This is a genomic window from Nocardioides sp. (assembly GCF_044226305.1).
In the GTDB taxonomy this organism is placed as follows: Bacteria; Actinomycetota; Actinomycetes; order Propionibacteriales; family Nocardioidaceae; genus Nocardioides.
The window spans coordinates 212,158-232,027 of sequence record NZ_JBGAHF010000003.1; the positions used below are offsets into that span (position 1 = coordinate 212,158).

At 73.0% G+C, this 19,870-nt stretch carries 23 protein-coding genes; 15 read left to right on the forward strand and 8 right to left on the reverse strand.

Translation table 11 applies throughout. The features are described 5' to 3' along the window. Positions 1-4 precede the first annotated feature (4 nt). Genes dapD through ACILQ5_RS05090 form a run of 3 tightly spaced genes read right to left on the reverse strand, consistent with a single transcriptional unit; the run spans position 5 to position 2,037 of the window. The gene (dapD, locus tag ACILQ5_RS05080; RefSeq protein ID WP_395656954.1) at positions 5-964 is read right to left on the reverse strand and encodes a 2,3,4,5-tetrahydropyridine-2,6-dicarboxylate N-succinyltransferase; all 960 of its coding nucleotides are present in this window, start codon (positions 962-964) and stop codon (positions 5-7) included. A gap of 30 nt (positions 965-994) precedes the next feature. Then, positions 995-1,507: a DinB family protein gene (locus ACILQ5_RS05085; RefSeq protein WP_395656884.1), complete on the reverse strand. Its 513-nt coding sequence runs from the start codon at positions 1,505-1,507 to the stop codon at positions 995-997. After that, positions 1,504-2,037, reverse strand: coding sequence for a DinB family protein (locus ACILQ5_RS05090; protein WP_395656885.1), 534 nt, complete (start codon positions 2,035-2,037; stop codon positions 1,504-1,506). The genes ACILQ5_RS05085 and ACILQ5_RS05090 overlap by 4 nt, the downstream gene beginning before the upstream one ends. A gap of 320 nt (positions 2,038-2,357) precedes the next feature. Between ACILQ5_RS05090 and ileS the strand changes: the two genes are divergently transcribed. Both ileS and ACILQ5_RS05100 read left to right on the forward strand, forming a co-directional pair. Further along, on the forward strand, positions 2,358-5,570 hold the full coding sequence (gene ileS, locus ACILQ5_RS05095) for an isoleucine--tRNA ligase (protein ID WP_395656886.1): 3,213 nt from the start codon (positions 2,358-2,360) through the stop codon (positions 5,568-5,570). Between the two features lie 120 nt (positions 5,571-5,690). After that, the gene (locus tag ACILQ5_RS05100; protein ID WP_395656887.1) at positions 5,691-6,632 is read left to right on the forward strand and encodes an endonuclease domain-containing protein; all 942 of its coding nucleotides are present in this window, start codon (positions 5,691-5,693) and stop codon (positions 6,630-6,632) included. Between the two features lie 60 nt (positions 6,633-6,692). On the opposite strand, the gene ACILQ5_RS05105 is transcribed toward ACILQ5_RS05100, so the two are convergent. Both ACILQ5_RS05105 and ACILQ5_RS05110 read right to left on the reverse strand, forming a co-directional pair. Beyond that, positions 6,693-7,331, reverse strand: coding sequence for a hypothetical protein (locus ACILQ5_RS05105; RefSeq protein ID WP_395656888.1), 639 nt, complete (start codon positions 7,329-7,331; stop codon positions 6,693-6,695). An 86-nt stretch (positions 7,332-7,417) separates the two neighbouring features. Continuing rightward, positions 7,418-8,263 carry an LLM class F420-dependent oxidoreductase gene (locus tag ACILQ5_RS05110; protein ID WP_395656889.1) on the reverse strand — a complete coding sequence of 282 codons (846 nt, stop codon included), beginning with the start codon at positions 8,261-8,263 and terminating at the stop codon, positions 7,418-7,420. A gap of 95 nt (positions 8,264-8,358) precedes the next feature. On the opposite strand from ACILQ5_RS05110, the gene ACILQ5_RS05115 reads away from it, so the two are divergent. The 7 genes from ACILQ5_RS05115 to ACILQ5_RS05145 are packed head-to-tail and all read left to right on the forward strand — an operon-like array spanning position 8,359 to position 12,672. After that, a complete protein-coding gene (locus ACILQ5_RS05115; protein ID WP_395656890.1) occupies positions 8,359-8,811 on the forward strand; it encodes an SRPBCC domain-containing protein in 453 nt (150 codons plus the stop codon). A gap of 4 nt (positions 8,812-8,815) precedes the next feature. Then, positions 8,816-9,871: a succinyl-diaminopimelate desuccinylase gene (dapE, locus tag ACILQ5_RS05120; protein ID WP_395656891.1), complete on the forward strand. Its 1,056-nt coding sequence runs from the start codon at positions 8,816-8,818 to the stop codon at positions 9,869-9,871. Next, positions 9,865-10,599: a TIGR00730 family Rossman fold protein gene (locus ACILQ5_RS05125; RefSeq protein ID WP_395656892.1), complete on the forward strand. Its 735-nt coding sequence runs from the start codon at positions 9,865-9,867 to the stop codon at positions 10,597-10,599. Before dapE ends, ACILQ5_RS05125 begins: the two co-directional genes overlap by 7 nt. Beyond that, on the forward strand, positions 10,596-10,997 hold the full coding sequence (locus tag ACILQ5_RS05130; RefSeq protein WP_395656893.1) for a DivIVA domain-containing protein: 402 nt from the start codon (positions 10,596-10,598) through the stop codon (positions 10,995-10,997). Before ACILQ5_RS05125 ends, ACILQ5_RS05130 begins: the two co-directional genes overlap by 4 nt. Before the next feature lie 15 nt (positions 10,998-11,012). Then, entirely contained in the window at positions 11,013-11,420 is a 408-nt protein-coding gene (locus ACILQ5_RS05135) for a hypothetical protein (RefSeq protein ID WP_395656894.1), read from the forward strand. A gap of 38 nt (positions 11,421-11,458) precedes the next feature. Then, positions 11,459-12,205 (forward strand): M14 family zinc carboxypeptidase, encoded by a 747-nt coding sequence (locus tag ACILQ5_RS05140; protein WP_395656895.1) that lies wholly within the window; start codon positions 11,459-11,461, stop codon positions 12,203-12,205. Positions 12,206-12,237: 32 nt separating this feature from the next. Continuing rightward, a complete protein-coding gene (locus ACILQ5_RS05145; protein ID WP_395656896.1) occupies positions 12,238-12,672 on the forward strand; it encodes a VOC family protein in 435 nt (144 codons plus the stop codon). Positions 12,673-12,810: 138 nt separating this feature from the next. Here ACILQ5_RS05145 and ACILQ5_RS05150 read toward each other — a convergent pair whose 3' ends face one another. Both ACILQ5_RS05150 and ACILQ5_RS05155 read right to left on the reverse strand, forming a co-directional pair. Further along, the gene (locus ACILQ5_RS05150) at positions 12,811-13,605 is read right to left on the reverse strand and encodes an enoyl-CoA hydratase/isomerase family protein (RefSeq protein WP_395656897.1); all 795 of its coding nucleotides are present in this window, start codon (positions 13,603-13,605) and stop codon (positions 12,811-12,813) included. A gap of 12 nt (positions 13,606-13,617) precedes the next feature. Further along, positions 13,618-14,394, reverse strand: a complete 777-nt coding sequence (locus tag ACILQ5_RS05155; protein WP_395656898.1) for a PaaX family transcriptional regulator C-terminal domain-containing protein — start codon at positions 14,392-14,394, stop codon at positions 13,618-13,620. Positions 14,395-14,541: 147 nt separating this feature from the next. Between ACILQ5_RS05155 and ACILQ5_RS05160 the strand changes: the two genes are divergently transcribed. From ACILQ5_RS05160 to ACILQ5_RS05170, 3 genes are read left to right on the forward strand one after another with little or no spacing between them, the layout of a single operon-like run. After that, positions 14,542-14,709 (forward strand): DUF3117 domain-containing protein, encoded by a 168-nt coding sequence (locus tag ACILQ5_RS05160; protein WP_082574674.1) that lies wholly within the window; start codon positions 14,542-14,544, stop codon positions 14,707-14,709. A 1-nt stretch (position 14,710) separates the two neighbouring features. Then, on the forward strand, positions 14,711-16,255 hold the full coding sequence (locus ACILQ5_RS05165) for a leucyl aminopeptidase family protein (protein ID WP_395656899.1): 1,545 nt from the start codon (positions 14,711-14,713) through the stop codon (positions 16,253-16,255). Continuing rightward, complete coding sequence (locus ACILQ5_RS05170; protein WP_395656900.1) at positions 16,255-16,593, forward strand: hypothetical protein; 339 nt, start codon at positions 16,255-16,257, stop codon at positions 16,591-16,593. Before ACILQ5_RS05165 ends, ACILQ5_RS05170 begins: the two co-directional genes overlap by 1 nt. Positions 16,594-16,716: 123 nt before the next feature. Here the strand turns inward: ACILQ5_RS05170 and ACILQ5_RS05175 are convergent, their stop codons facing one another. Beyond that, positions 16,717-17,358, reverse strand: coding sequence for an O-methyltransferase (locus tag ACILQ5_RS05175; RefSeq protein WP_395656901.1), 642 nt, complete (start codon positions 17,356-17,358; stop codon positions 16,717-16,719). Positions 17,359-17,548: 190 nt separating this feature from the next. Between ACILQ5_RS05175 and sigE the strand changes: the two genes are divergently transcribed. Genes sigE through ACILQ5_RS05190 form a run of 3 tightly spaced genes read left to right on the forward strand, consistent with a single transcriptional unit; the run spans position 17,549 to position 19,870 of the window. Next, positions 17,549-18,130 carry an RNA polymerase sigma factor SigE gene (sigE, locus tag ACILQ5_RS05180; RefSeq protein WP_395656902.1) on the forward strand — a complete coding sequence of 194 codons (582 nt, stop codon included), beginning with the start codon at positions 17,549-17,551 and terminating at the stop codon, positions 18,128-18,130. Next, the gene (locus tag ACILQ5_RS05185; protein WP_395656903.1) at positions 18,127-18,609 is read left to right on the forward strand and encodes a zf-HC2 domain-containing protein; all 483 of its coding nucleotides are present in this window, start codon (positions 18,127-18,129) and stop codon (positions 18,607-18,609) included. Before sigE ends, ACILQ5_RS05185 begins: the two co-directional genes overlap by 4 nt. Before the next feature lie 4 nt (positions 18,610-18,613). Next, on the forward strand, positions 18,614-19,870 hold the full coding sequence (locus tag ACILQ5_RS05190) for a S1C family serine protease (protein ID WP_395656904.1): 1,257 nt from the start codon (positions 18,614-18,616) through the stop codon (positions 19,868-19,870).

Below are 19,870 nucleotides of genomic sequence, written 5' to 3' on the forward strand. Positions count from 1 at the left end.
AGTGTCAGTTGGCGTGCAAAACGGCGTTCAGCGCCACGCCGTCGCTCTTCCACGGCACCGCCTCGACGGCACCGGTCACCGAGTTGCGGCGGAACAGCACGTTGCTCGCGCCGGACAGCTCGACGGCCTTGATGACCTGGGTGCTGCTGTGGGCCAGGTCCGGGTCGGCCACGACGACCTTGGTGCCGGCGGTGACGTAGCAGCCCGCCTCGACGACGCAGTCGTCGCCGAGCGAGATCCCGATCCCGGCGTTCGCGCCGATCAGGCAGCGCTCGCCGACGGAGACGACCTCCTTGCCGCCGCCGGAGAGGGTGCCCATGATCGAGGCACCGCCACCCACGTCGGAGCCGTCGCCGACGACGACGCCGGCGGAGATCCGGCCCTCGACCATCGAGACGCCGAGCGTGCCGGCGTTGTAGTTGACGAAGCCCTCGTGCATGACGGTGGTGCCCTCGGCGAGGTGCGCGCCGAGCCGGACCCGGTCGGCGTCGGCGATCCGGACGCCGCTCGGCACGACGTAGTCCACCATCCGCGGGAACTTGTCGATCCCGAAGACGGTCAGGTGGCGCCCGTTGGCGCGCAGGCGGGCGCGGGTGGCCTCGAAGCCCTCGACGGCGCAGGGGCCGGCGCTGGTCCACACGACGTTGGTGAGCAGGCCGAAGACGCCGTCCATGCTGATCGTGTGCGGCGCCACGAGGCGCGAGGAGAGCAGGTGCAGGCGCAGCCACACGTCCTCGGTGGTCGTCGGCGGGCTCTGCAGGTCGGCGATCTCGACCAGCAGCACGTCGCGGGTCACGCCGCGGTCCTTGTCGGCGCCCTGGAGCGCGCCGAGGTCGGCCGGGCAGACCGCGTCCGCGGGCTTCTCCCCGAGCGCCGGGCTCGGGAACCAGACGTCGAGCACCGAGCCGGAGGTGTCGAGGGTGGCGAGGCCGAAGCCCCAGGCAGTCGTCGGCGCAGTCACGATGGGACAGCCTAGTTGCGGTACGCCGGTCGGCTACTCCCCGGTCTGCCCGTCGATCGCCTCGCGGAGCAGGTCGGCGTGGCCGAGGTGGCGGGCGTACTCCTGCAGCACCTGCACGAAGACGTCGCGGATCGACGAGATCCGGTCCTCGGGGTCCAGCACGAACGCCAGCGCCTCGTCGGGCAGCCCGTCGAGCCAGGCGTCGGCCTGCGCGCAGGTGTCGCGCCAGGTCGCGAAGGCCTCCGCGACCACGGCCGGGTCCGCGACCGCCCCGTCGAACTGCGACTCCCAGTCGCCGTCGACGACGAACAGCTGGGTCTCCTCGGGGTGCTGCTGGAGCACCCGGCGGAACCAGTGGTGCTCCAGCTGCGCGAGGTGCCGGACCAGCCCGAGCAGGCTCAGCCTGCTCGGCGGCACCGAGCGGCGGGCGAGCTGCTCGGGGTCGAGGCCGGCCGTCTTGCGCTCGACCGCCGCGCGGAAGTCGGCCAGCCACCGGCGCAGGGTCGCGAGCTCGCCGGGCTCCGGGGCGGCCGCTGCCGGGCTCACTGCCCGGTCCGCCCGTCGATGCACTCCCGGAGCAGGTCGGCGTGCCCGACGTGGCGGGCGTACTCCTCGACGAGGTGCACGGCGATGTCGCGGACCTCGATCTCCTCGCCGTCCACGTCGACCAGGCGGCCCCAGTCGGGCTCCTGCGCCAGCCAGTCGTCGGCCGCGGCCGTCTCGCGCTGCCACGACGCCCAGGCGTCCTCGACGACCGCCGGGTCGGCGATGGCGCCGTTGAAGTCGAGGTCGGGGTCCTCGTCGGTGCGGTAGAGGCGCGGCAGCTCGCGGTGGCCCTGGAGGATGCGGTGGTTCCAGCTGTGCTCGACCCGCGCGAGGTGCCGGACCAGACCGAGCAGGGACATCGTCGACGGCGGCACCGAGCGCCGGGCCAGCTGCTCGGCGTCGAGCCCGGCGCACTTCAGCCGGAACGTGTGCCGGTAGTTGCGCAGGTAGGTCTGCACGGTGTGCCGCTCGCCCCGCGTGGGGGAGAAGTCCCGAGGATCCTCGCCGTCCGGCTCCCAGAAGCTGCTCATGCGACCACCCGATCACGTGGCTCCGACAACGGCAATCCGATTGGCAGGCGAGCCGGGCGGCGCCGTACTCTGTGTGCACAGGCGTCTGAGCCGTCATCAGCGGCGAGCCTCCGGAAGAACAGCGCGGTGGTTGAGGGGCGAGCGAAGCGAGCCTCGAGACCACCGGCTCAGTAGAACCGGACGGGTGGGCCCGTCACAGCCTCGAACGAGTGGCTCCTCCCCGACCTCGGGTGGGGGGCAAGTGGGGTGGTACCGCGGGTCCCTGTGACGAGCAGGGCGTCGTCCTCACACGACGACGACGCAGCGCAGGAGAGCCACCCATGACCTACCCGAAGGTCTCCACGTCCGGCACGGGCCCGGTCCCGTCGAGCCCACGGTTCCCCGAGATCGAGGAGCGGGTCCTCGCCTACTGGGAGCAGGACGGCACCTTCCAGGCCAGCGTCGACCAGCGCGAGGCCGGCGAGGACGGCGCCAACGAGTTCGTCTTCTACGACGGCCCGCCGTTCGCGAACGGGCTGCCGCACTACGGCCACCTGCTCACCGGCTACGTCAAGGACCTGATCCCGCGCTACCAGACCATGCGCGGCCGCCGGGTCGAGCGCCGCTTCGGCTGGGACACCCACGGCCTGCCCGCCGAGCTCGAGGCGATGCGCCTCAACGGCATCAAGACCACCGACGAGATCCTCGAGCTGGGCATCGAGAAGTTCAACGAGGCCTGCCGGGCGTCGGTGATGAAGTACACCGGCGAGTGGCGCGAGTACGTCACCCGCCAGGCACGCTGGGTCGACTTCGACAACGACTACCGCACCATGAACCCCGACTACATGGAGTCGGTGATGTGGGCGTTCAAGCAGCTCCACGACAAGGGGCTGGTCTACGAGGGCTTCCGCGTCCTGCCCTACTGCTGGAACGACGAGACGCCGCTGTCCAACCACGAGCTGCGGATGGACGACGACGTCTACCAGAACCGGCAGGACCCCGCGGTCACGGTCGGCTACGAGGTCGAGACCGAGGGCCCCTTCCAGGGCGTGAAGCTGCTCGTCTGGACGACGACCCCGTGGACCCTGCCGAGCAACCTCGCGGTGATGGTCGGCGAGGACATCGAGTACGTCGTCGTGGAGTCGGACGTCACCGGCCGGACCGAGCGGTACCTCCTCGCCGACAGCCGGCTGGCGTCGTACGCCCGCGAGCTGGGGGAGACGCCGTCGGTGACCTGGCGCGGGCTCGGCGCCGACCTGGTCGGCCTGACCTACACGCCGCCGTTCTCCTACTACGTCGGGCACCCGAAGGCGTTCCGCGTGGTCGCGGCCGAGTTCGTCACGACCACCGACGGCACCGGGCTGGTGCACACCGCCGGCGCGTTCGGTGAGGACGACAAGGTCGTCACCGACCGCGAGGGCATCGAGGCGGTGATGCCGGTCGGCAAGGACGGGCGCTTCACCTTCCCGGTCACCGACTACGAGGGGATGCAGGTCTTCGACGCGAACCTGCACGTCATCGACCACCTCCGCAACACCACCGCTGGTGAGGGGCCGACCGGGTCGGTGACGCCGGGCACGGTGCTGCTGCGCCGCGAGACCTACGACCACAGCTACCCGCACTGCTGGCGCTGCCGCGAGCCCCTGATCTACAAGGGCGTCTCGTCGTGGTTCGTCGAGGTGACCGCCTTCAAGCAGCGGATGATGGAGCTCAACCAGCAGATCAACTGGGTGCCCGAGCACATCCGCGACGGCCAGTTCGGCAAGTGGCTCGAGAACGCTCGCGACTGGTCGATCACGCGCAACCGGTTCTGGGGATCGCCGGTGCCGGTCTGGAAGAGCGACGACCCGACGTACCCGCGCCTCGACGTCTACGGCTCGTTCGAGGAGATCGAGCGCGACTTCGGCCGGCTGCCGCGCAACCAGGAGGGCGAGCCCGACCTGCACCGGCCCTACGTCGACGACCTGGTCCGGCCGAACCCCGACGACCCGACGGGGAAGTCGATGATGCGGCGCGTCCCGGACGTGCTCGACGTGTGGTTCGACTCGGGCTCGATGTCCTTCGCCCAGGTGCACGTGCCGTTCGAGAACGAGGACTGGTTCCGGCACCACTTCCCGGCCGACTTCATCGTCGAGTACATCGGCCAGACCCGCGGCTGGTTCTACACGCTGCACATCCTCGCGAGCGCGATCTTCGACAAGCCGGCGTTCGAGAACTGCATCAGCCACGGCATCGTGCTCGGCTCCGACGGCAACAAGATGTCGAAGTCGCTGCGCAACTACCCCGACGTGCGCGAGGTCTTCGACCGCGACGGCGCGGACGCGATGCGCTGGTTCCTCATGTCCTCGCCGATCCTGCGCGGCGGCAACCTGGTCGTCACCGAGCAGGGCATCCGCGACTCGGTGCGGCAGGTGCTGATCCCGCTGTGGAACAGCTGGTACTTCTTCCAGCTCTACGCCAACGCCCACGAGGGTGGGCAGGGGTACGACGCCACGCGGCGCACCGACTCGACCGACCCGCTCGACCGGTACCTGCTCGCCAAGTGCCGCGACTTCGTCGACGAGATGACCGTGGCGCTGGACGGGTACGCCGTCGCGGACGCGTGCGACGCCACCCGGTCGTTCCTCGACGTGCTGACGAACTGGTACATCCGCCGCTCCCGCGACCGTTTCTGGGAGGGCGACGCCGACGCGTTCGACACGCTGTGGACCGTCCTCGAGACGGTGTGCCGCGCGACCGCGCCGCTGATGCCGCTCGCCACCGAGGAGGTCTGGCGCGGGCTGACGGGTGGCCGGTCGGTGCACCTGGCCGACTGGCCGCTCGTGGACGAGCTGCCGTCCGACGAGCCGCTCGTGGCCGCCATGGACGTCGTCCGCGAGGTCTGCTCGGCGACGTCCGCGCTGCGGAAGGCGGGCAACCTGCGCAACCGGCTGCCGCTCTCGACGCTCACCGTGGTCGTCGACGACCCGGGGGCGCTGGCCGGCTTCGACGCGATCGTCCGCGACGAGGTCAACGTCAAGAGCGTCCGGCTGCTGTCGGCGGACTCCGAGGAGGCCGCCTCCTACGGCGTCGAGCAGAAGCTCACCGTCAACGCGCGCGCGGCCGGCCCGCGTCTCGGCAAGGACGTCCAGGCGGCGATCAAGGGGTCGAAGTCGGGTGACTGGTCGGTGGCCGAGGACGGCACCGTCACCGCCGGCGGGCTCGCGCTGGTCGAGGGGGAGTACACCCTCGAGACCGTCGCCGGCTCCGCCGACGCGGGCACCGCGACCGGCGTGCTGCGCAGCGGCGGGTTCGTCGTGCTGGACACCGAGGTGACGCCGGAGCTCGCCGCGGAGGGGCTCGCCCGCGACCTGGTCCGCGCGGTCCAGCAGGCGCGCCGCGACGCCGGCCTGGACGTGTCTGACCGGATCGCGCTGACCATCGGCGGCTCGCCCGAGGTCGTGGCGGCAGCCACCACGCACCGCGACCTGATCACCGGCGAGACCCTCGCGACGTCGTACGACGTGGTCGCCGCCGACGGCGCCGAGCCGACGGTGACGGTGACGAAGGCCTGAGGCCGGGACGTCAGACGCTCGGAGTCACCCGTGGCTCCCAGCGTCTGACGTCCCGAGGTCGTCCACAGGTGCGCCCGATCGCGCTGGCGCACGGGCCCGGTCTGGGTGAGGGTCGTCGGCGTGACCCGACCGACACCGGACCCCGACCCGCGCCTGGTCGCGCTGCGCCGGATTGCGGCCGACCAGGGTGGTGTCGTGTCGCGACGGCAGGCCTACGCGTCGGGCGTCACGCGGTGGGAGATCCGCAGTGCCGTGCGCGCTCGACGGTGGCAGCTCATCCACGACCAGGCGGTGTGCCTGCACAACAGCGAGGTGAGCCTGACCGGGCACCTGTGGGCAGCCGTGCTCCAGGGCGGGCCGCACGCCCGGCTCGATGGCGCCGCGGCCCTCGTCGCTTCCGGGCTGCAGCGGTTCGAGATCCGAAGCATCCGGGTGTCGGTGCCGCGCGGATCGCGGGTGCGGCGGACCCGTCGCTACGACATCCGGCAGACCCGGCGCTGGTCAGCGGAAGACCTCGCTCCGGGCGGCATCCCACGCACCCGGGTCGAGGTGGCCGCCGTGCGCGCCGCACTGTGGGCACGCACGGACAAGGAGGCGACCTACCTGCTGACCCTGGTGGTCCAGCAGGGCCTGGCACGGCCGGAGTCCATCGGCGCCGAGCTGCTGCGGGTGCGCCGCGACCGCCGGCGGCTCCTGCTCCACGCGATCGTGAACGACCTGCTGGACGGAGCGCGCAGCCTCGGCGAGCTCGACGTCGGGCGCGAGCTGCGTCGACGCGGGCTGCCGGCGCCCGTGCGTCAGGTGCTTCGCCAGGACCGCGCCGGGCGCTACTACCTCGACCTCTACTGGCCCGACCTGAAGCTGGTCGTCGAGATCGACGGGATCCACCACCTGTGGGCCGAGAACGTCGTGGGCGACGCCTTGCGGCAGAACGCCCTCGCACTCGACGGCGACACGGTCCTCCGCCTGCCGCTCCTCGGGCTCCGGCTGCGACCCGACGAGTTCTTCGCCCAGGTCGAGACCGCGATGCGGGCCGCCGGCTGGGCCCGCCCCGCGGCCTGAGGCCGGGACGTCAGACGCTCGGAGTCACCCGTGGCTCCCAGCGTCTGACGTCCCGCCGGGTCAGGGGGTGCCGACGGTCATCCCCCAGCGCAGCACGCTGGTGGGGGTGCCGGCGGGGACGACGACGCCGAGGTGCACCTGCGAGCCGGCCGGGATCGTGATCGGGCCCGGCGCCGTGCACGACGTGGCGGTGTCCTGGATGTTGCAGAGCGAGGTCAGGTCCCCGTCGACGTTGAGTCGCGGCGAGAAGAACTTGCCGGCGCCGGGCGCGACCGACGCCTCGACCTGGAAGTTCCGGACCACCACCTCCACCGAGGGGCTGAGGGTGGACACGTCGGTCGCGGCGCCGGAGAACGCCCCGTCGAGGCTGAAGGACCGGTTGGCCCCGGTCATCGTGCCGCGGCCGCTGAGCATCGCGAACGCGGGTGACCCGTCCGCGCCCGGTGCGCCCTGCTCACCCGGGGGACCCTGCTCACCCTGCGGACCGGCGGGCAGCTGCCCGGCGCCGAAGTCGGTCGACTTGAGCGACCCGTCCTTCACCTTGGGGCTGGTCACCGCGTTCGACTTGAGCTGCGGTGTGCCCACGCTGTTCTTCGGCAGCTGGGTGACGGCGTACGACGTGCCCCCGAGAGCGATGACCAGCGCCAGGAGCGCCACGGCCATCGGCGGGTTGAGGAGCGAGTGGAGCAGTCGTTTCATCAGGACCTCCGGGGCAAGGAAGCGTTCAGCCTAGGAGCCGCGCCCGCTCGACGGGATGGCCCGATCGGGCCAGGTGGGGGACTCGGTCAGGTGAGGCCGAGGCGCCCGGCCAACCGGTCGAGCGAGGCGAGCACCTCGTCGGGGGCCCGGTCGGGGACGCCCCAGATCAGCTCGGTGGCGCCGGCCTCGGCCCAGGCCACCAGGTCCGCGGGGTCCGGCTTGAACGCGATGAGGATCCGGATCTCCGGGGCGCCGTCGCGACCGGCGTCGACCCAGGCCTTCTTGAGCGCCTCGATCTGCGCGGAGATGTCGCGCTGCGTCGGGGTGGTCATCCAGCCGTCGGCGTTCGCCGCGATCCAGGCGAACGTCTTCGGCCCCCCACCGGCGCCGATCACCAGCGGGATGTGCCGGGCCGGCTTGGGGTAGGCCCAGGACGGCCCGAACGAGACGTACTGCCCGTCGTACGACGCCTCCTCCTGGGTCCACAGCGCGCGCATCGCCTCGACGTACTCGCGCAGCACGGTGCGCCGCCGGTCCGCGGGGACGTGGTGGTCGGCGAGCTCGTCGGTGTTCCAGCCGAACCCGGCGCCGATGTCGACCCGCCCGCCGGAGAGGTGGTCGAGCGTGGCGATCTGCTTGGCCAGGGTGATCGGGTCGGACTCGACCGGCAGCGCGACCGCGGTCGAGAGGCGGATCCGTGTGGTCACCGCCGCCACGGTCGCGAGCGAGACCCACGGGTCGAGGGTGCGCAGGTAGCGGTCGTCGGGCAGCGTCTCGTCGCCGGTGCCGGGGTGGGCCGCGGTGCGCTTCACCGGGATGTGGGTGTGCTCGGGCACGTAGAACGTGTCGAACCCGCGCTCCTCGGCGGCCGCGCCGAGGGCGGCCGGCGTGATCCCGCGGTCGGAGGTGAAGAGGACGAGCCCGTTGCGCATCGCACTGTGCCTTCCGGTTGGTGAGTAGCGAGCGGAGCGAGCGTACCGAAACATAGAACGGGTTCTAGTTCCGGTGGAAGTCTAGGGTCGCCCTCGTGTACTCGACGATCGTGAGCGTGGTGGTCCCGGCCGAGCGCTCGGTGGTGTTCTGGGCGCTCCTGGACCCGGGTGCCGTCGCCGCCTGGCGGGTGCCCGACGGGATGACCGGCGTGGTCCACGAGCTCGATCCCCGGGTCGGCGGGCGGATCCGCATCTCGCTCACCTACGACGACCCCGCCGAGGCGGGCAAGACCGACGGAGCGACCGACACGTACGCCGGCCGCTTCCTCGAGCTGGTCCAGGACGAGCGGGTCGTGGAGCTGGTGGCGTTCGAGGCCGACGACCCCGACCTCGCCGGGGTCATCACGATGACCACGACCCTGCGCGACGTCGACGGCGGCACCGAGGTGGAGCTGCGCCTGGACGGCATGCCTGACGCCGTCCCGCCGGACCAGAACGAGGCCGGCACCAGGATGGCGCTGGCCAAGCTGGCCCGGCTGGTTGGATAGGGACATGCTCGACCTCACCACCGACGCGGTCACGCTCACCGAGCAGCTGGTCAACATCGAGTCCGTCAGCCGCGACGAGCAGGAGATCGCCGACGCCGTCGAGGGCGCGCTGGCGGCGTACCCCCACCTCGCGGTGACCCGGCACGGGCACACCGTCGTCGCGCGCACCGACCTCGGCCGTGGCGAGCGCGTGGTCATCGCCGGCCACCTCGACACGGTGCCGGTCAACGACAACCTCCCGGCCCGGCGCGAGGACGGGATCCTCCACGGCCTCGGCACCTGCGACATGAAGGGCGGCGACGCCGTCATCCTGCGGCTGGCCGCCACGCTGCCCGAGCCGAACCGCGACGTGACCTACGTGCTCTACGAGGCCGAGGAGATCGAGGAGCGCTTCAACGGGCTGCGGCTGCTCGCCGAGGCGCACCCGGAGCTGATGGCCGCCGACTTCGCGATCCTCATGGAGCCGTCCAACGCGGTCGTCGAGGCCGGCTGCCAGGGCACCCTGCGCGTCGAGGTCCGCACGACCGGCGAGCGCGCCCACTCCGCCCGCAGCTGGCGCGGCGTCAACGCCATCCACGGCGCGGCCGAGGTGCTGCGCCGGCTGGCCGAGTACGACGCCAGGCGGCCGGTCATCGACGGGCTGGAGTACCACGAGGGGCTCAACGCGGTGGGAATCCGCGGGGGCGTGGCCGGCAACGTGCTGCCCGACGAGTGCGTCGTCGAGGTCAACTTCCGCTTCGCCCCCGACCGCTCCGAGGCCGAGGCCGAGGCGTTCGTCCGCGAGTTCTTCGACGGCTACGACGTCACGCTCACCGACTCGGCGCCGGGCGCGCTCCCGGGGCTCGACGTCCCGGCCGCGAAGGCGTTCGTCGAGGCGGTCGGCGGCGAGGTGAACCCCAAGTTCGGCTGGACCGACGTGGCGCGGTTCAGCGCCCTCGGCGTCCCCGCCGTCAACTTCGGTCCCGGCGACCCGATGCTCGCCCACAAGCAGGAGGAGCACGTCCCGATGGAGCACATCGAGCGCTGTGAGGCGCAGCTGCGGAGGTGGCTCTCGTGGTGAGGGCCAAGTTCAAGGGTCCGGTCGTCCAGCGCCGCTCGCAGGTCGACCAGGAGACCACCGACCAGCGGCTGCTCGACTCGCGCGGCCCGACCGACTGGGTGCACCAGGACCCGTGGCGGGTGCTGCGGATGCAGGCGGAGTTCGTCGAGGGCTTCGGGGCGCTCGCCGAGCTCGGCCCGGCCATCTCGGTCTTCGGGTCGGCGCGCGTGACGGCCGACAGCCCGACGTACGCCCTCGCGGAGCAGGTCGGGCGCCGCCTGGCCGAGGCGGGGTTCGCCGTCATCACCGGCGGCGGCCCCGGCACGATGGAGGCGGCGAACAAGGGCGCCTGCGAGGCCGGCGGGGTCAGCGTCGGCCTCGGCATCGAGCTGCCCTACGAGCAGGACCTCAACGAGTGGGTCGACGTCGGCGTCAACTTCCGGTACTTCTTCGCGCGCAAGACGATGTTCGTGAAGTACTCGCAGGGCTTCGTCGTGCTGCCCGGCGGCGTCGGCACGCTCGACGAGATGTTCGAGGCGGCGACGCTGGTGCAGACCGGCAAGATCACCGGGTTCCCCATCGCGCTCGTCGGGACGGAGTACTGGCAGGGCCTGCTGGCCTGGATGCGCGACGTGGCGCTCGCCAACGGCACCATCCGCGAGGAGGACCTGGCGCGGCTGGTCGTGACCGACGACCTCGAGGAGGTCGTCGCGCGGATGGTCGCGGCGCGGGAGGGTGACGCCGGATGATGTGGTTCTTCGCGATCCTCGTGGTCCTGGTGCTCGGCGGCATCGCGCTGGTCGCCGCCGGCCGGGGGGCGCCGCTGGCCGAGGTGTACGACGACCGGCCCGACGCCTCCGTCCCGGCGGACGGTCCGCTGCGTGCCGAGGACCTGCGGCGGGTGCGTTTCTCGCTGGCGCTGCGGGGCTACCGGATGTCGGAGGTCGACGCGCTGCTCGACCGGGTGGCCGGCCAGCTGGAGCCCGGCGCCGTGACCGAGCCGGTGAGCGAGCCGATCAGCGACCCGGTGAGCGACCCGGTGGGCGACCCGGTGAGCGACCCGGTGAGCGACCAGGTGGGCGGGCCGGTCGACGCGCCGGCCGACGCCCCGGAGGGGCCGCGGCGTGGCGAGGAGAGCGCCGGGTAGGGCACACTCCGCTCCATGTCGACCGAGGTCATCGTCTACGTCCTCACTGCGCTCGCCGCCGTGGTGGTCGTCCTGACCCGGCTGCGGCTGGGCCGTGGCGAGGGCGGCGCGGGCCGGCTCCAGATGGGCCGGACGCTCCTGAACGTGCACACCGGCGCGGGGGTGCTGGCCCTCGTGCTCTGGGTCGCCTTCCTCGTCGGAGGCAACGACACGCTCGGCATCGTCGCGCTCGCGTTCTGGTGGGTCGTGGTCGTCGCCGGCCTGCTGATCCTCGTGCGCTGGCTGCCGTCCCGCGGCAAGCACGCGTCGGACGGCAAGGAGGACAGCTGGTCCGAGGGGCCGGGTCTGTCGATCCTGGCCCACGTCGGGATGCTGGTCGGCGTCCTGGTGTTCAGCTGGGCCTACCTGACCTCCGCGGTGTGAGCCGTCCGGCCCGCGCCGGTGTCCTAGGGTCGGTGCCCATGCGCCTCGGGACCCTGCTCACGACCCTCGCCCTCGCCGTCGGCTGCCTGGCCGCCGTACCGTCCGGCGCGGGCGCCGGCACCGCGGCGGCCGACCGCGGCGCCGTCGTCGAGAAGCGGGTCATCGGGCACTCCGTGCGCGGCCGGCCGATCACCGCCTGGCGGCTCGGCGAACGGGGCGAGCCGAAGGTGCTGCTGGTCGCCACCATGCACGGCGACGAGGGGGCGCCGCGGCAGATCCTGGCCACGCTGCGCGACGGCAAGGAGGTGCACGGCCTCAACCTCTGGGTGCTGCCGGTCTACAACCCCGACGGGCTCGCCGCCCACACGCGCAAGAACGCCCACGGCGTCGACCTCAACCGCAACTTCCCCTACCACTGGGCCGACCTGGACGGCAGCTACGAGTCCGGGCCGCGGCCCGGCTCGGAGCCCGAGACCCGCGCGATGATGCGGTTCCTCAAGGCCGTCCGGCCGCAGTGGATCGTCAGCTTCCACCAGCCGCTCAACGGGGTGGACACCGATACCAAGAACCAGCGGTTCTCCCGCCGCCTCTCCCGTGCGCTCGACCTGCCGCGCAAGTCCTTCACCTGTGGCGGCGTCTGCCACGGCACGATGACCGGCTGGTTCAACAGCCGCTTCCACGGCTCGGCGGTCACCGTCGAGTACGGCGCCCGCCCGGGCCACCGCCGGATGACCGTCGCGGCGCCGCGCCAGATCCTGTCGGTCTGGGGCGCGACTCGGCGCTGACGGGGGCCGCCCGCCGGGGCTAGGGTCGACGCGTGCTGACCAACCGATCGGCGCCGCCGGTCACCGTGACGCCCGTCCTCGTCTACCCGGACGTGCGGGCGGCGGTGGCGTGGCTCGAGGCGGCCTTCGGGTTCGAGGAGCGGGTCCGCATCGGCGACGCGCACCGCGCCCAGCTGCGGGTCGGCGCCGACGGGGCCGTGGTGGTCGCCGACGACGGCGGCGACCGGGTCGCGCCGCAGGGGAGCGGGTACACCCACGAGGTCAAGGTGCGGGTCCCCGACGTCGACGCGGCGTTCGCCCGCGCGCGGGACGCTGGCGGCGAGGTCGTGTCCGAGCCGACGACCTACGAGTACGGCGAGCGCTCGTGCGTGGTCACCGACCTCGCCGGCCACCGCTGGGAGCTCACCCAGACCGTGCGCGACGTCGCGCCCGACGAGTGGGGCGGCACCGCGTTCGGCTCCTGGTGAGGCGGTCCTGCTGGCGGGATTGCGCTGCAGGTTCACCACGGTCTGCAGCTGAACCCGCACTTCCCACGACGTGCTCGCCGTGGGAAGTGCAGGTTCACCACGGCACCATGGTGAACCTGCGGCGGCGCGGGGCCGGCCTCAGCGCCCCTCGAACACCGGCTTCTGCTTGGCGACGAACGCGGCGACGGCGGCCTGGTGGTCGGCGGTGGCGCCGGTCTTGGTCATCATCGCGCTCTCGAGCTCGACGGACTCCTCGAACGAGTGGCCGGCGGCGAACGCGACGGACTGACGCATCGCGCCGAGCGCGATCGTGGGCCCGGCGGCGAGCCGGGCGGCCAGCGCGCCCACCTCGGCGTCCAGCTCGTCGGGGGGCACGACCTTCGTGGCGAGGCCCATCTCGAGCGCCTCGGCGGCGGGGATGGTGCGCGGGAAGTAGAGCAGCTCGATCGCCTTGGCGCGCCCGACCAGCCGCTGGAGGGTGTAGCTGGCGCCGGTGTCGCAGGACAGCGCGACGTTGGCGAAGGCCAGGTTGAAGCCGGCCGTGTCGGCGACGATGCGCAGGTCGCACGCGAACGCCAGGCTCGCGCCGGCACCGGCCGCGACGCCGTTCACCGCGGCGATGACCGGCTTCGCCATGCCGGCTAGCGCGAGGACGGTCGGGTTGTAGTGCTTGTCCACCGTCGTGAACAGCACGTCGCTGCCGCCGTTCTGGAGCAGGTGGATGTGCTCCTTGAGGTCCTGGCCGGTGCAGAACGCCTTGCCGGTGCCGGTCAGCACCACGCACCGCACGGCCGGGTCGTCGGCGACCTGCTGGACGGTCGCGAGCAGCAGCTCCTTGGTCGCGACGTCGAGGCTGTTGTAGGCCTCCGGCCGGTTCAGCGTGATGGTGCCGACGCCTTCGGTGACGTCGAGGAGGACGGGCGAGTCGGTCATGCCCGCAGTCTGTCAGGACCCGAGGCAGCGTGCGACGAACCGGTCGGTCCCGGGCTTGAGGCGCGAGGCCTCGGCGGTGAACAGGTCGGCGGCGTCGCGGCCGGGCCAGTCGGCCGGGAGCAGCTCGCTCGGCAGCCCGGGGTCGGCGAAGAGGAACTTCCGCCACTCGTGCACCAGGTGGAACCGCGCGGCGAACGCCGCCTCGTCCGGGTCGTCGTGGCTCGCCAGGTGGTGACGCACCAGCTGGTCCGCGGAGGCCAGCCACACGTCGTACGACGCGCGCAGCTGGTCGAGGTCCCAGGCGCCGGTCGGCTCCGGGTCGAAGCCGTCGGCGCGCGCCGTGCGGGCCGACGCGCCGGCCCGCTCGAGGATCTCCTCGAGCTCGACCCGCGGGTACGGACTCACCCACACGTTGTCGACCAGCTCGGCGTAGCCGACGAACGCGAGGTCGGCCCGGAGCCGGGTGCGGGCCGCGCGGGACGCGGGCGGGCCGACGAGGACGAGGTGCCAGCGCCCGTCCCAGGTCGGCACCACCCGGCCGTAGACCCGGTTGCCGGTCTCGTCGAGGCGCCGGTTGGCCCGCTCGGTCGTGCGGTAGCCGCGGCCACCGGCGAGCTGCACGGGCTCGAGCCAGCCCTGCATCACCATCCGCGAGATCGCCGTGCGGACTGCCGGAGCGGAGATCCCGACCGGGTCGAGCATCCGCACGATGGCCGCCACCGGTGCCTGGCTGCCGCGGGAGCGCAGGTGGTCGCCGTACACGTCGAACAACGCCGAGCGAGCCTGCATGGGGCGAGTCTGCCAGCCGACGCGCGCGCCATGGTTCGTCCCTGTGCTCCGTGTCACCACCGGATGAGGGATAATGGACCGCGCGCATGGCGCAGACGGGGCCGCTCGGTCCCCGTGGCACTCGACGATGCGAAGGAAGGTGCGCGGATGGCGGCGATGAAGCCGCGGACGGGCGACGGTCCGCTGGAGGTCACCAAGGAGGGGCGCGGCATCGTGATGCGCGTCCCGCTCGAAGGCGGTGGCCGCCTCGTTGTCGAGCTCAACGCCGAGGAGGCCGGCGCTCTCGGGGACGCCCTCAAGGACGTCGTCGGCTGACGTGCCCTCGAAACACACCCACACGCTCCCGCCCCAGGTCTCACCGCCCGACTTCGCGCTGAGCTCGGCCCTGCCCCACGCCGTGCGCGGCGTCGAGGTGGTCGCCCTGCCGGTGCTCCCGGGCGAGGACGACGCGCTGGTCCTGGGGCCCGGCGGGTCCGAGCTCGGCGACCAGCTCGGCCTGGACCTGCTGGGGATCCTCGAGTCGGCCCGCGCGACGGGCCGGGCGGGCGAGGTGGTGTGCGTGCCGGTCCCGCTCGGTGGTCCGGAGAACGGCGAGCTGCGGTGCGTCGCGCTGATCGGCGTCGGCGCCCAGCGGCCCGACGACCTGCGCCGGGCAGGCGCCGCGCTGGCCCGGGAGGTCCGGGGCCGGCAGTCGGTCGCCACCACGGTGGCGTCGGTAGTCGACGAGGCCGGGCTGACGGCGTTCGTCGTCGGCGCGATGCTGGGGTCCTTCCGGTTCCAGTGGCGCTCCACCCCGGTCGAGGACCCGCCGGTCGAGCGGATCGTGCTGGCCGACCTGCCCGACTCGCTCGGGCCGGTGCTGGCGCGGGCGGTCGCCCTGGGCGGCGCCGGCTGGCGCTCCCGGCTGGTGGCGACGGTGCCCTCCAACCTGAAGAACCCGGCCTGGCTCGCGGGCGAGGCGGAGCGTCTCGCCGAGGCTGCCGGGCTCGAGGTGACGGTCCGCGACGAGACGTGGCTCGCCGAGCACGGCTTCGGCGGCATCCTCGGGGTCGGCCAGGCCTCGGCGACGCCGCCGCGGCTGATCCGGCTCGACTACACCCCGCGCAAGGCGTCCCGGCGGACCCCCACGGTGGCCCTGGTCGGCAAGGGCATCACCTTCGACACCGGAGGGCTGTCGATCAAGCCGGGCGAGGCCATGGTCAACATGAAGCGCGACGTGACCGGTGGCGCCGTCGTGATGGCGACGATGGCCGCGCTGCGCGAGGTCGGCTGCCCGGTCCGGGTGGTCGGGCTGGTCGCCGCCGCCGAGAACGCGATCAGTGGCAACGCCCTGCGCCCCGGTGACGTGCTGCGCCACTACGGCGGCCGCACCACCGAGGTCACCAACACCGACGCCGAGGGCCGGCTGGTGCTCGCCGACGCGCTCGCTTACGCCGTCGCCGACCTCGACGCCGACGTGCTGGTCGACGTCGCGACGCTCACGGGCGCGATCAAGGTCGCGCTCGGCCAGCAGGTCGGCGGCGTGTTCGCGAACCGCGACGCGCTGGCGACCGCGCTGGTCGACGCGTCGCGCACGGCCGGCGAGCCGCTGTGGCGGTTCCCGCTCGCCGAGGCCTACGAGCAGAAGCTGTCGTCCTCGGTGGCCGACGCGGACAACGCGCCCGGCGGTCCCGGCGCGATCACCGCAGCGCTGTTCCTCCAGCACTTCGTGGGCGACAGGCCGTGGGCGCACCTCGACATCGCCTCGGTGGGCGACGCCCCCGAGGACCGGCACGAGTGGACCGCCGGCCCCACCGGGTTCGGCGCCCGCGCGCTGCTGGAGTGGCTCGGCTCCGACGCCCCGCTCGAGGGGATCCTGTGATGCACGGCCTGACCGTCCGGTGGTCGCTCACCGACGCCCCCGCCGAGGTGGCCGACCAGCTGGCGTCGTACGTCGCGGACACCTCGTGGGAGCGGTTCGAGGGCAAGGACGGGCTGCGCTTCAAGACCTGGCGGATGCGGCCGGGGGAGTGGTTCGAGGGCTGCTACGTCTTCGCCTCCGACGAGGCCCGCGCCGAGTTCCAGCGCAGCTTCAGCGAGACCGCGGCCACCTCGCCGGGCTCGCAGATCATCGGCTCGCCGCCGGTCCTGATCGAGGAGTGCACGGTCGTCGCGGTCGCCGAGGGTGGCGACGGGTTCCTCGCCGCACCGCGCTACTGACGCCGGCGCCCACGAAACCTGCGGGGTGCCGGGGTTCGTTCAATTGCGCGGTCCGGCCGTGGTGGGCGCGCTCCCAGCCGGGCTCTCGCCAGCAATTGAACGAAAATCGACCGCCCGCGGACGTCACTCGCTGGCGGGGGTCCATTCCTTCTTCGCCGCCAGCAGCCCGTCACCCACGGGGAGCAGCACCGAGACCAGGTCGTCGTGCTCGGCGACCTGCCGGCCCAGCTCACGGATGGCGACGGTCTCCTCGTCACGCTGCGCGGGGTCGGCCACCCGGTCGTGCCACAGGGCGTTGTCGAAGGCCACGACGCCGCCGGGGCGCAGCAGCCGCAACGCCTCGTGCAGGTAGGCGGTGTACTCCGCCTTGTCGCCGTCGCAGAACACCAGGTCGTAGTGCCCGTCGGTCAGCCGCGGGAGCACGTCCAGCGCCGAGCCGGCGATCGTGCGCACCCGCTGACCGGCGATGCCGGCGTCCACGAAGGACTGCCGGGCCAGGCGCTGGTGCTCGGCCTCGATGTCGACGGTGGTCAGCACGCCGTCGGCCCGCATGCCGCGCAGCAGCCAGAGCCCCGAGACACCGGTTCCGGTGCCGATCTCGACCACGGCCCGGGCGTCGAGCACCGAGGCGAGGAAGCGGAGGGCGGCCCCGCCGCCGGCGCCGATCGGGGCGACCCCGACCTCCGCGGCGCGCGACCGGGCGGCGGCGAGCACGTCGTCCTCGACGACGTACTCCTCGGCGTAGGACCAGCTCGCGGGCTTCACGGGCTCAACGTATCGCGACGCGGGCGCCCGACCCGGGAACACCGCCGGTCGCCCGCTCGTTCTCCCTGTCGAGAGCCCACCGGAGGGACACGCCGGGCTCACAGGTTCCTTTCAGCACCTGTCCCTACCGTGAGGAAGGACAACGACCCTGTTCGGCGCAGACGCGCGGGAGCGCGGCAAGGAGGCCCCGGTGGACACCCAGCCGGATGAGCACGTGCCCACGTGGGAGGAGATCGTCGAGCGCCACTCCGACCGCGTCTACCGGCTCGCCTACCGGCTGACCGGCAACCGCCACGACGCCGAGGACCTCACCCAGGAGGTCTTCGTCCGGGTGTTCCGCTCGCTGTCCACCTACACCCCCGGCACCTTCGAGGGCTGGCTGCACCGGATCACCACCAACCTCTTCCTCGACCAGGCCCGCCGCAAGCAGCGGATCCGCTTCGACGCGCTCTCCGACGAGCGGGCCGACCGGCTCACCAGCGCCTCGCCGGCGCCGGACGTCGCCTACGCCGACCAGACCTTCGACGACGACATCGAGCGCGCGCTCGCCACCCTGCCGCCGGACTTCCGCGCCGCGGTGGTGCTCTGCGACGTCGAGGGGCTCACCTACGAGGAGATCGCCGAGATCCTCGGCGCCAAGCTCGGCACCGTCCGCTCCCGCATCCACCGCGGCCGGGCGATGCTCCGCACGGCCCTGGCCCACCGCGCACCGGTCGCCGGCCGGGCCCGGTACGCCGGTCCGCTGCTGTCGCCCCGGGGGGTCACCCGGTGATGGGGCACCTCGGCTCACGGACCAGCGCGCTCCTCGACGGCCAGCTGACGCCCGAGGAGACCGAGCGCGCGTGGGAGCACGTGCACGGCTGCCACGCCTGCCGTGACCTCGTCGAGCGCGAGGGCTGGATCAAGTCCCGGCTCACCGGGCTGTCCTTCGACGTGGCCACCCCGGCCACCCCGGAGGGGCTCAAGGGAGCGCTCATCGGGGCGGCGCTGTTCGCCGGCCCACCCGGAGACGTCTTCCTGTCGGCTCCTGCCGAGCGCCGCCGGGCCGCCGGCCTCGCCGCCATCGGTGGCGGCGCGGTGGGTGCCGCGGTCATGGGCGTGCTGGTCCTCGGCGTGGGGCCCGCGTCGGCTCCGTCGCCCGGCGTCGACCGGCAGCCCCCGGTGACCTCGATCAGCCAGTCCGAGGGCCCCCGCACCACGAGCCCGTTGCTGACCCGGAAGGCATGGGTTTCGTCCGACCGGACAAGATAGGGGGGTGACGCAGGACGAGCCCACCCAGCCGATCGTGCCGAGCACGCCGCCGCCGCGCATGCCGCCGCCGAGCTGGGTGCCGCCGACCGTCCAGTCGCCGCCCCACCAGTGGGCGCCGCCCCCGCCGCCGCCCGCGCCGCGGCACGTCGTCCCGCGCGGCCGGGTGCCCGGCTGGATCTGGCCGCTGGTGTGCGGGCTCGCCCTCGTCGTCGGCATCGCGGGCGGTGCGATCGGCGGCCTGGTCTACGAGCAGGTCCGCGACGACGGCTCCGGCACCGTGCTCAGCGGGCTGGCCGGCGTCGACACCGTCACCGAGGCGCCGCTGCCCGACGACAACGGGTCGATCGAGGCGGTCGCCGCCCGGCTGCTGCCGAGCACCGTGCAGATCTCGGCGGAGTACCAGGGCCAGAAGGGCGGCGCGACCGGCTCCGGCTTCGTGCTGGACCGGCAGGGCCACGTGATCACCAACAACCACGTCGTCGAGGACGCCGACTCCGACGACGGGCCGATCGAGGTCGTCGACGAGGACGGCAACCGGTACGACGCCGAGGTGGTCGGCCGCAGCGCCGTCTACGACCTCGCCGTGCTCTCCGTCCCGGACGCCCGCGGCCTGGTGCCGGCGGCGCTCGGCTCCTCCCAGGCGCTGCGCGTGGGCGAGGGCGTCGTGGCGATCGGCTCGCCGCTGGGCCTCAGCTCGACCGTGACGGCCGGCATCGTCAGTGCGCTGCACCGACCGGTGACGACCGGGAGCACCGGCGACGACTCGTCGTACATCAACGCGGTCCAGACCGACGCCGCGATCAACCCCGGCAACTCCGGCGGGCCGCTGGTCAACCTGCGCGGCCAGGTGGTCGGGGTCAACTCCGCGATCGCCACGACCGGAGGCACCGCCAGCGGGGAGTCCGGCAACATCGGCGTCGGGTTCGCGATCCCGATCGAGCAGGTCCGCATCACGGCCGACCAGATCCTGCGCACCGGCAAGGCCGAGTACCCCGTCATCGGGGCCAAGGTGAAGACCGGCAGCCAGGTCGACGGCGACGGCGCGGAGATCGACTCGGTCCTGCCGGACACGCCGGCCGAGGACGCCGGCCTGGAGAAGGGGGACGTGATCGTCGAGGTCGACGGCGACCGGGTCACCGACGGCATCGCGCTCATCGTCGCCATCCGCGCGCACCAGCCCGGCGAGCAGGTCGACTTCACCGTCCTCCGCGACGGCGACCAGCGGACCATCACCCTCACACTGGGGTCCGAGACCGGCTGA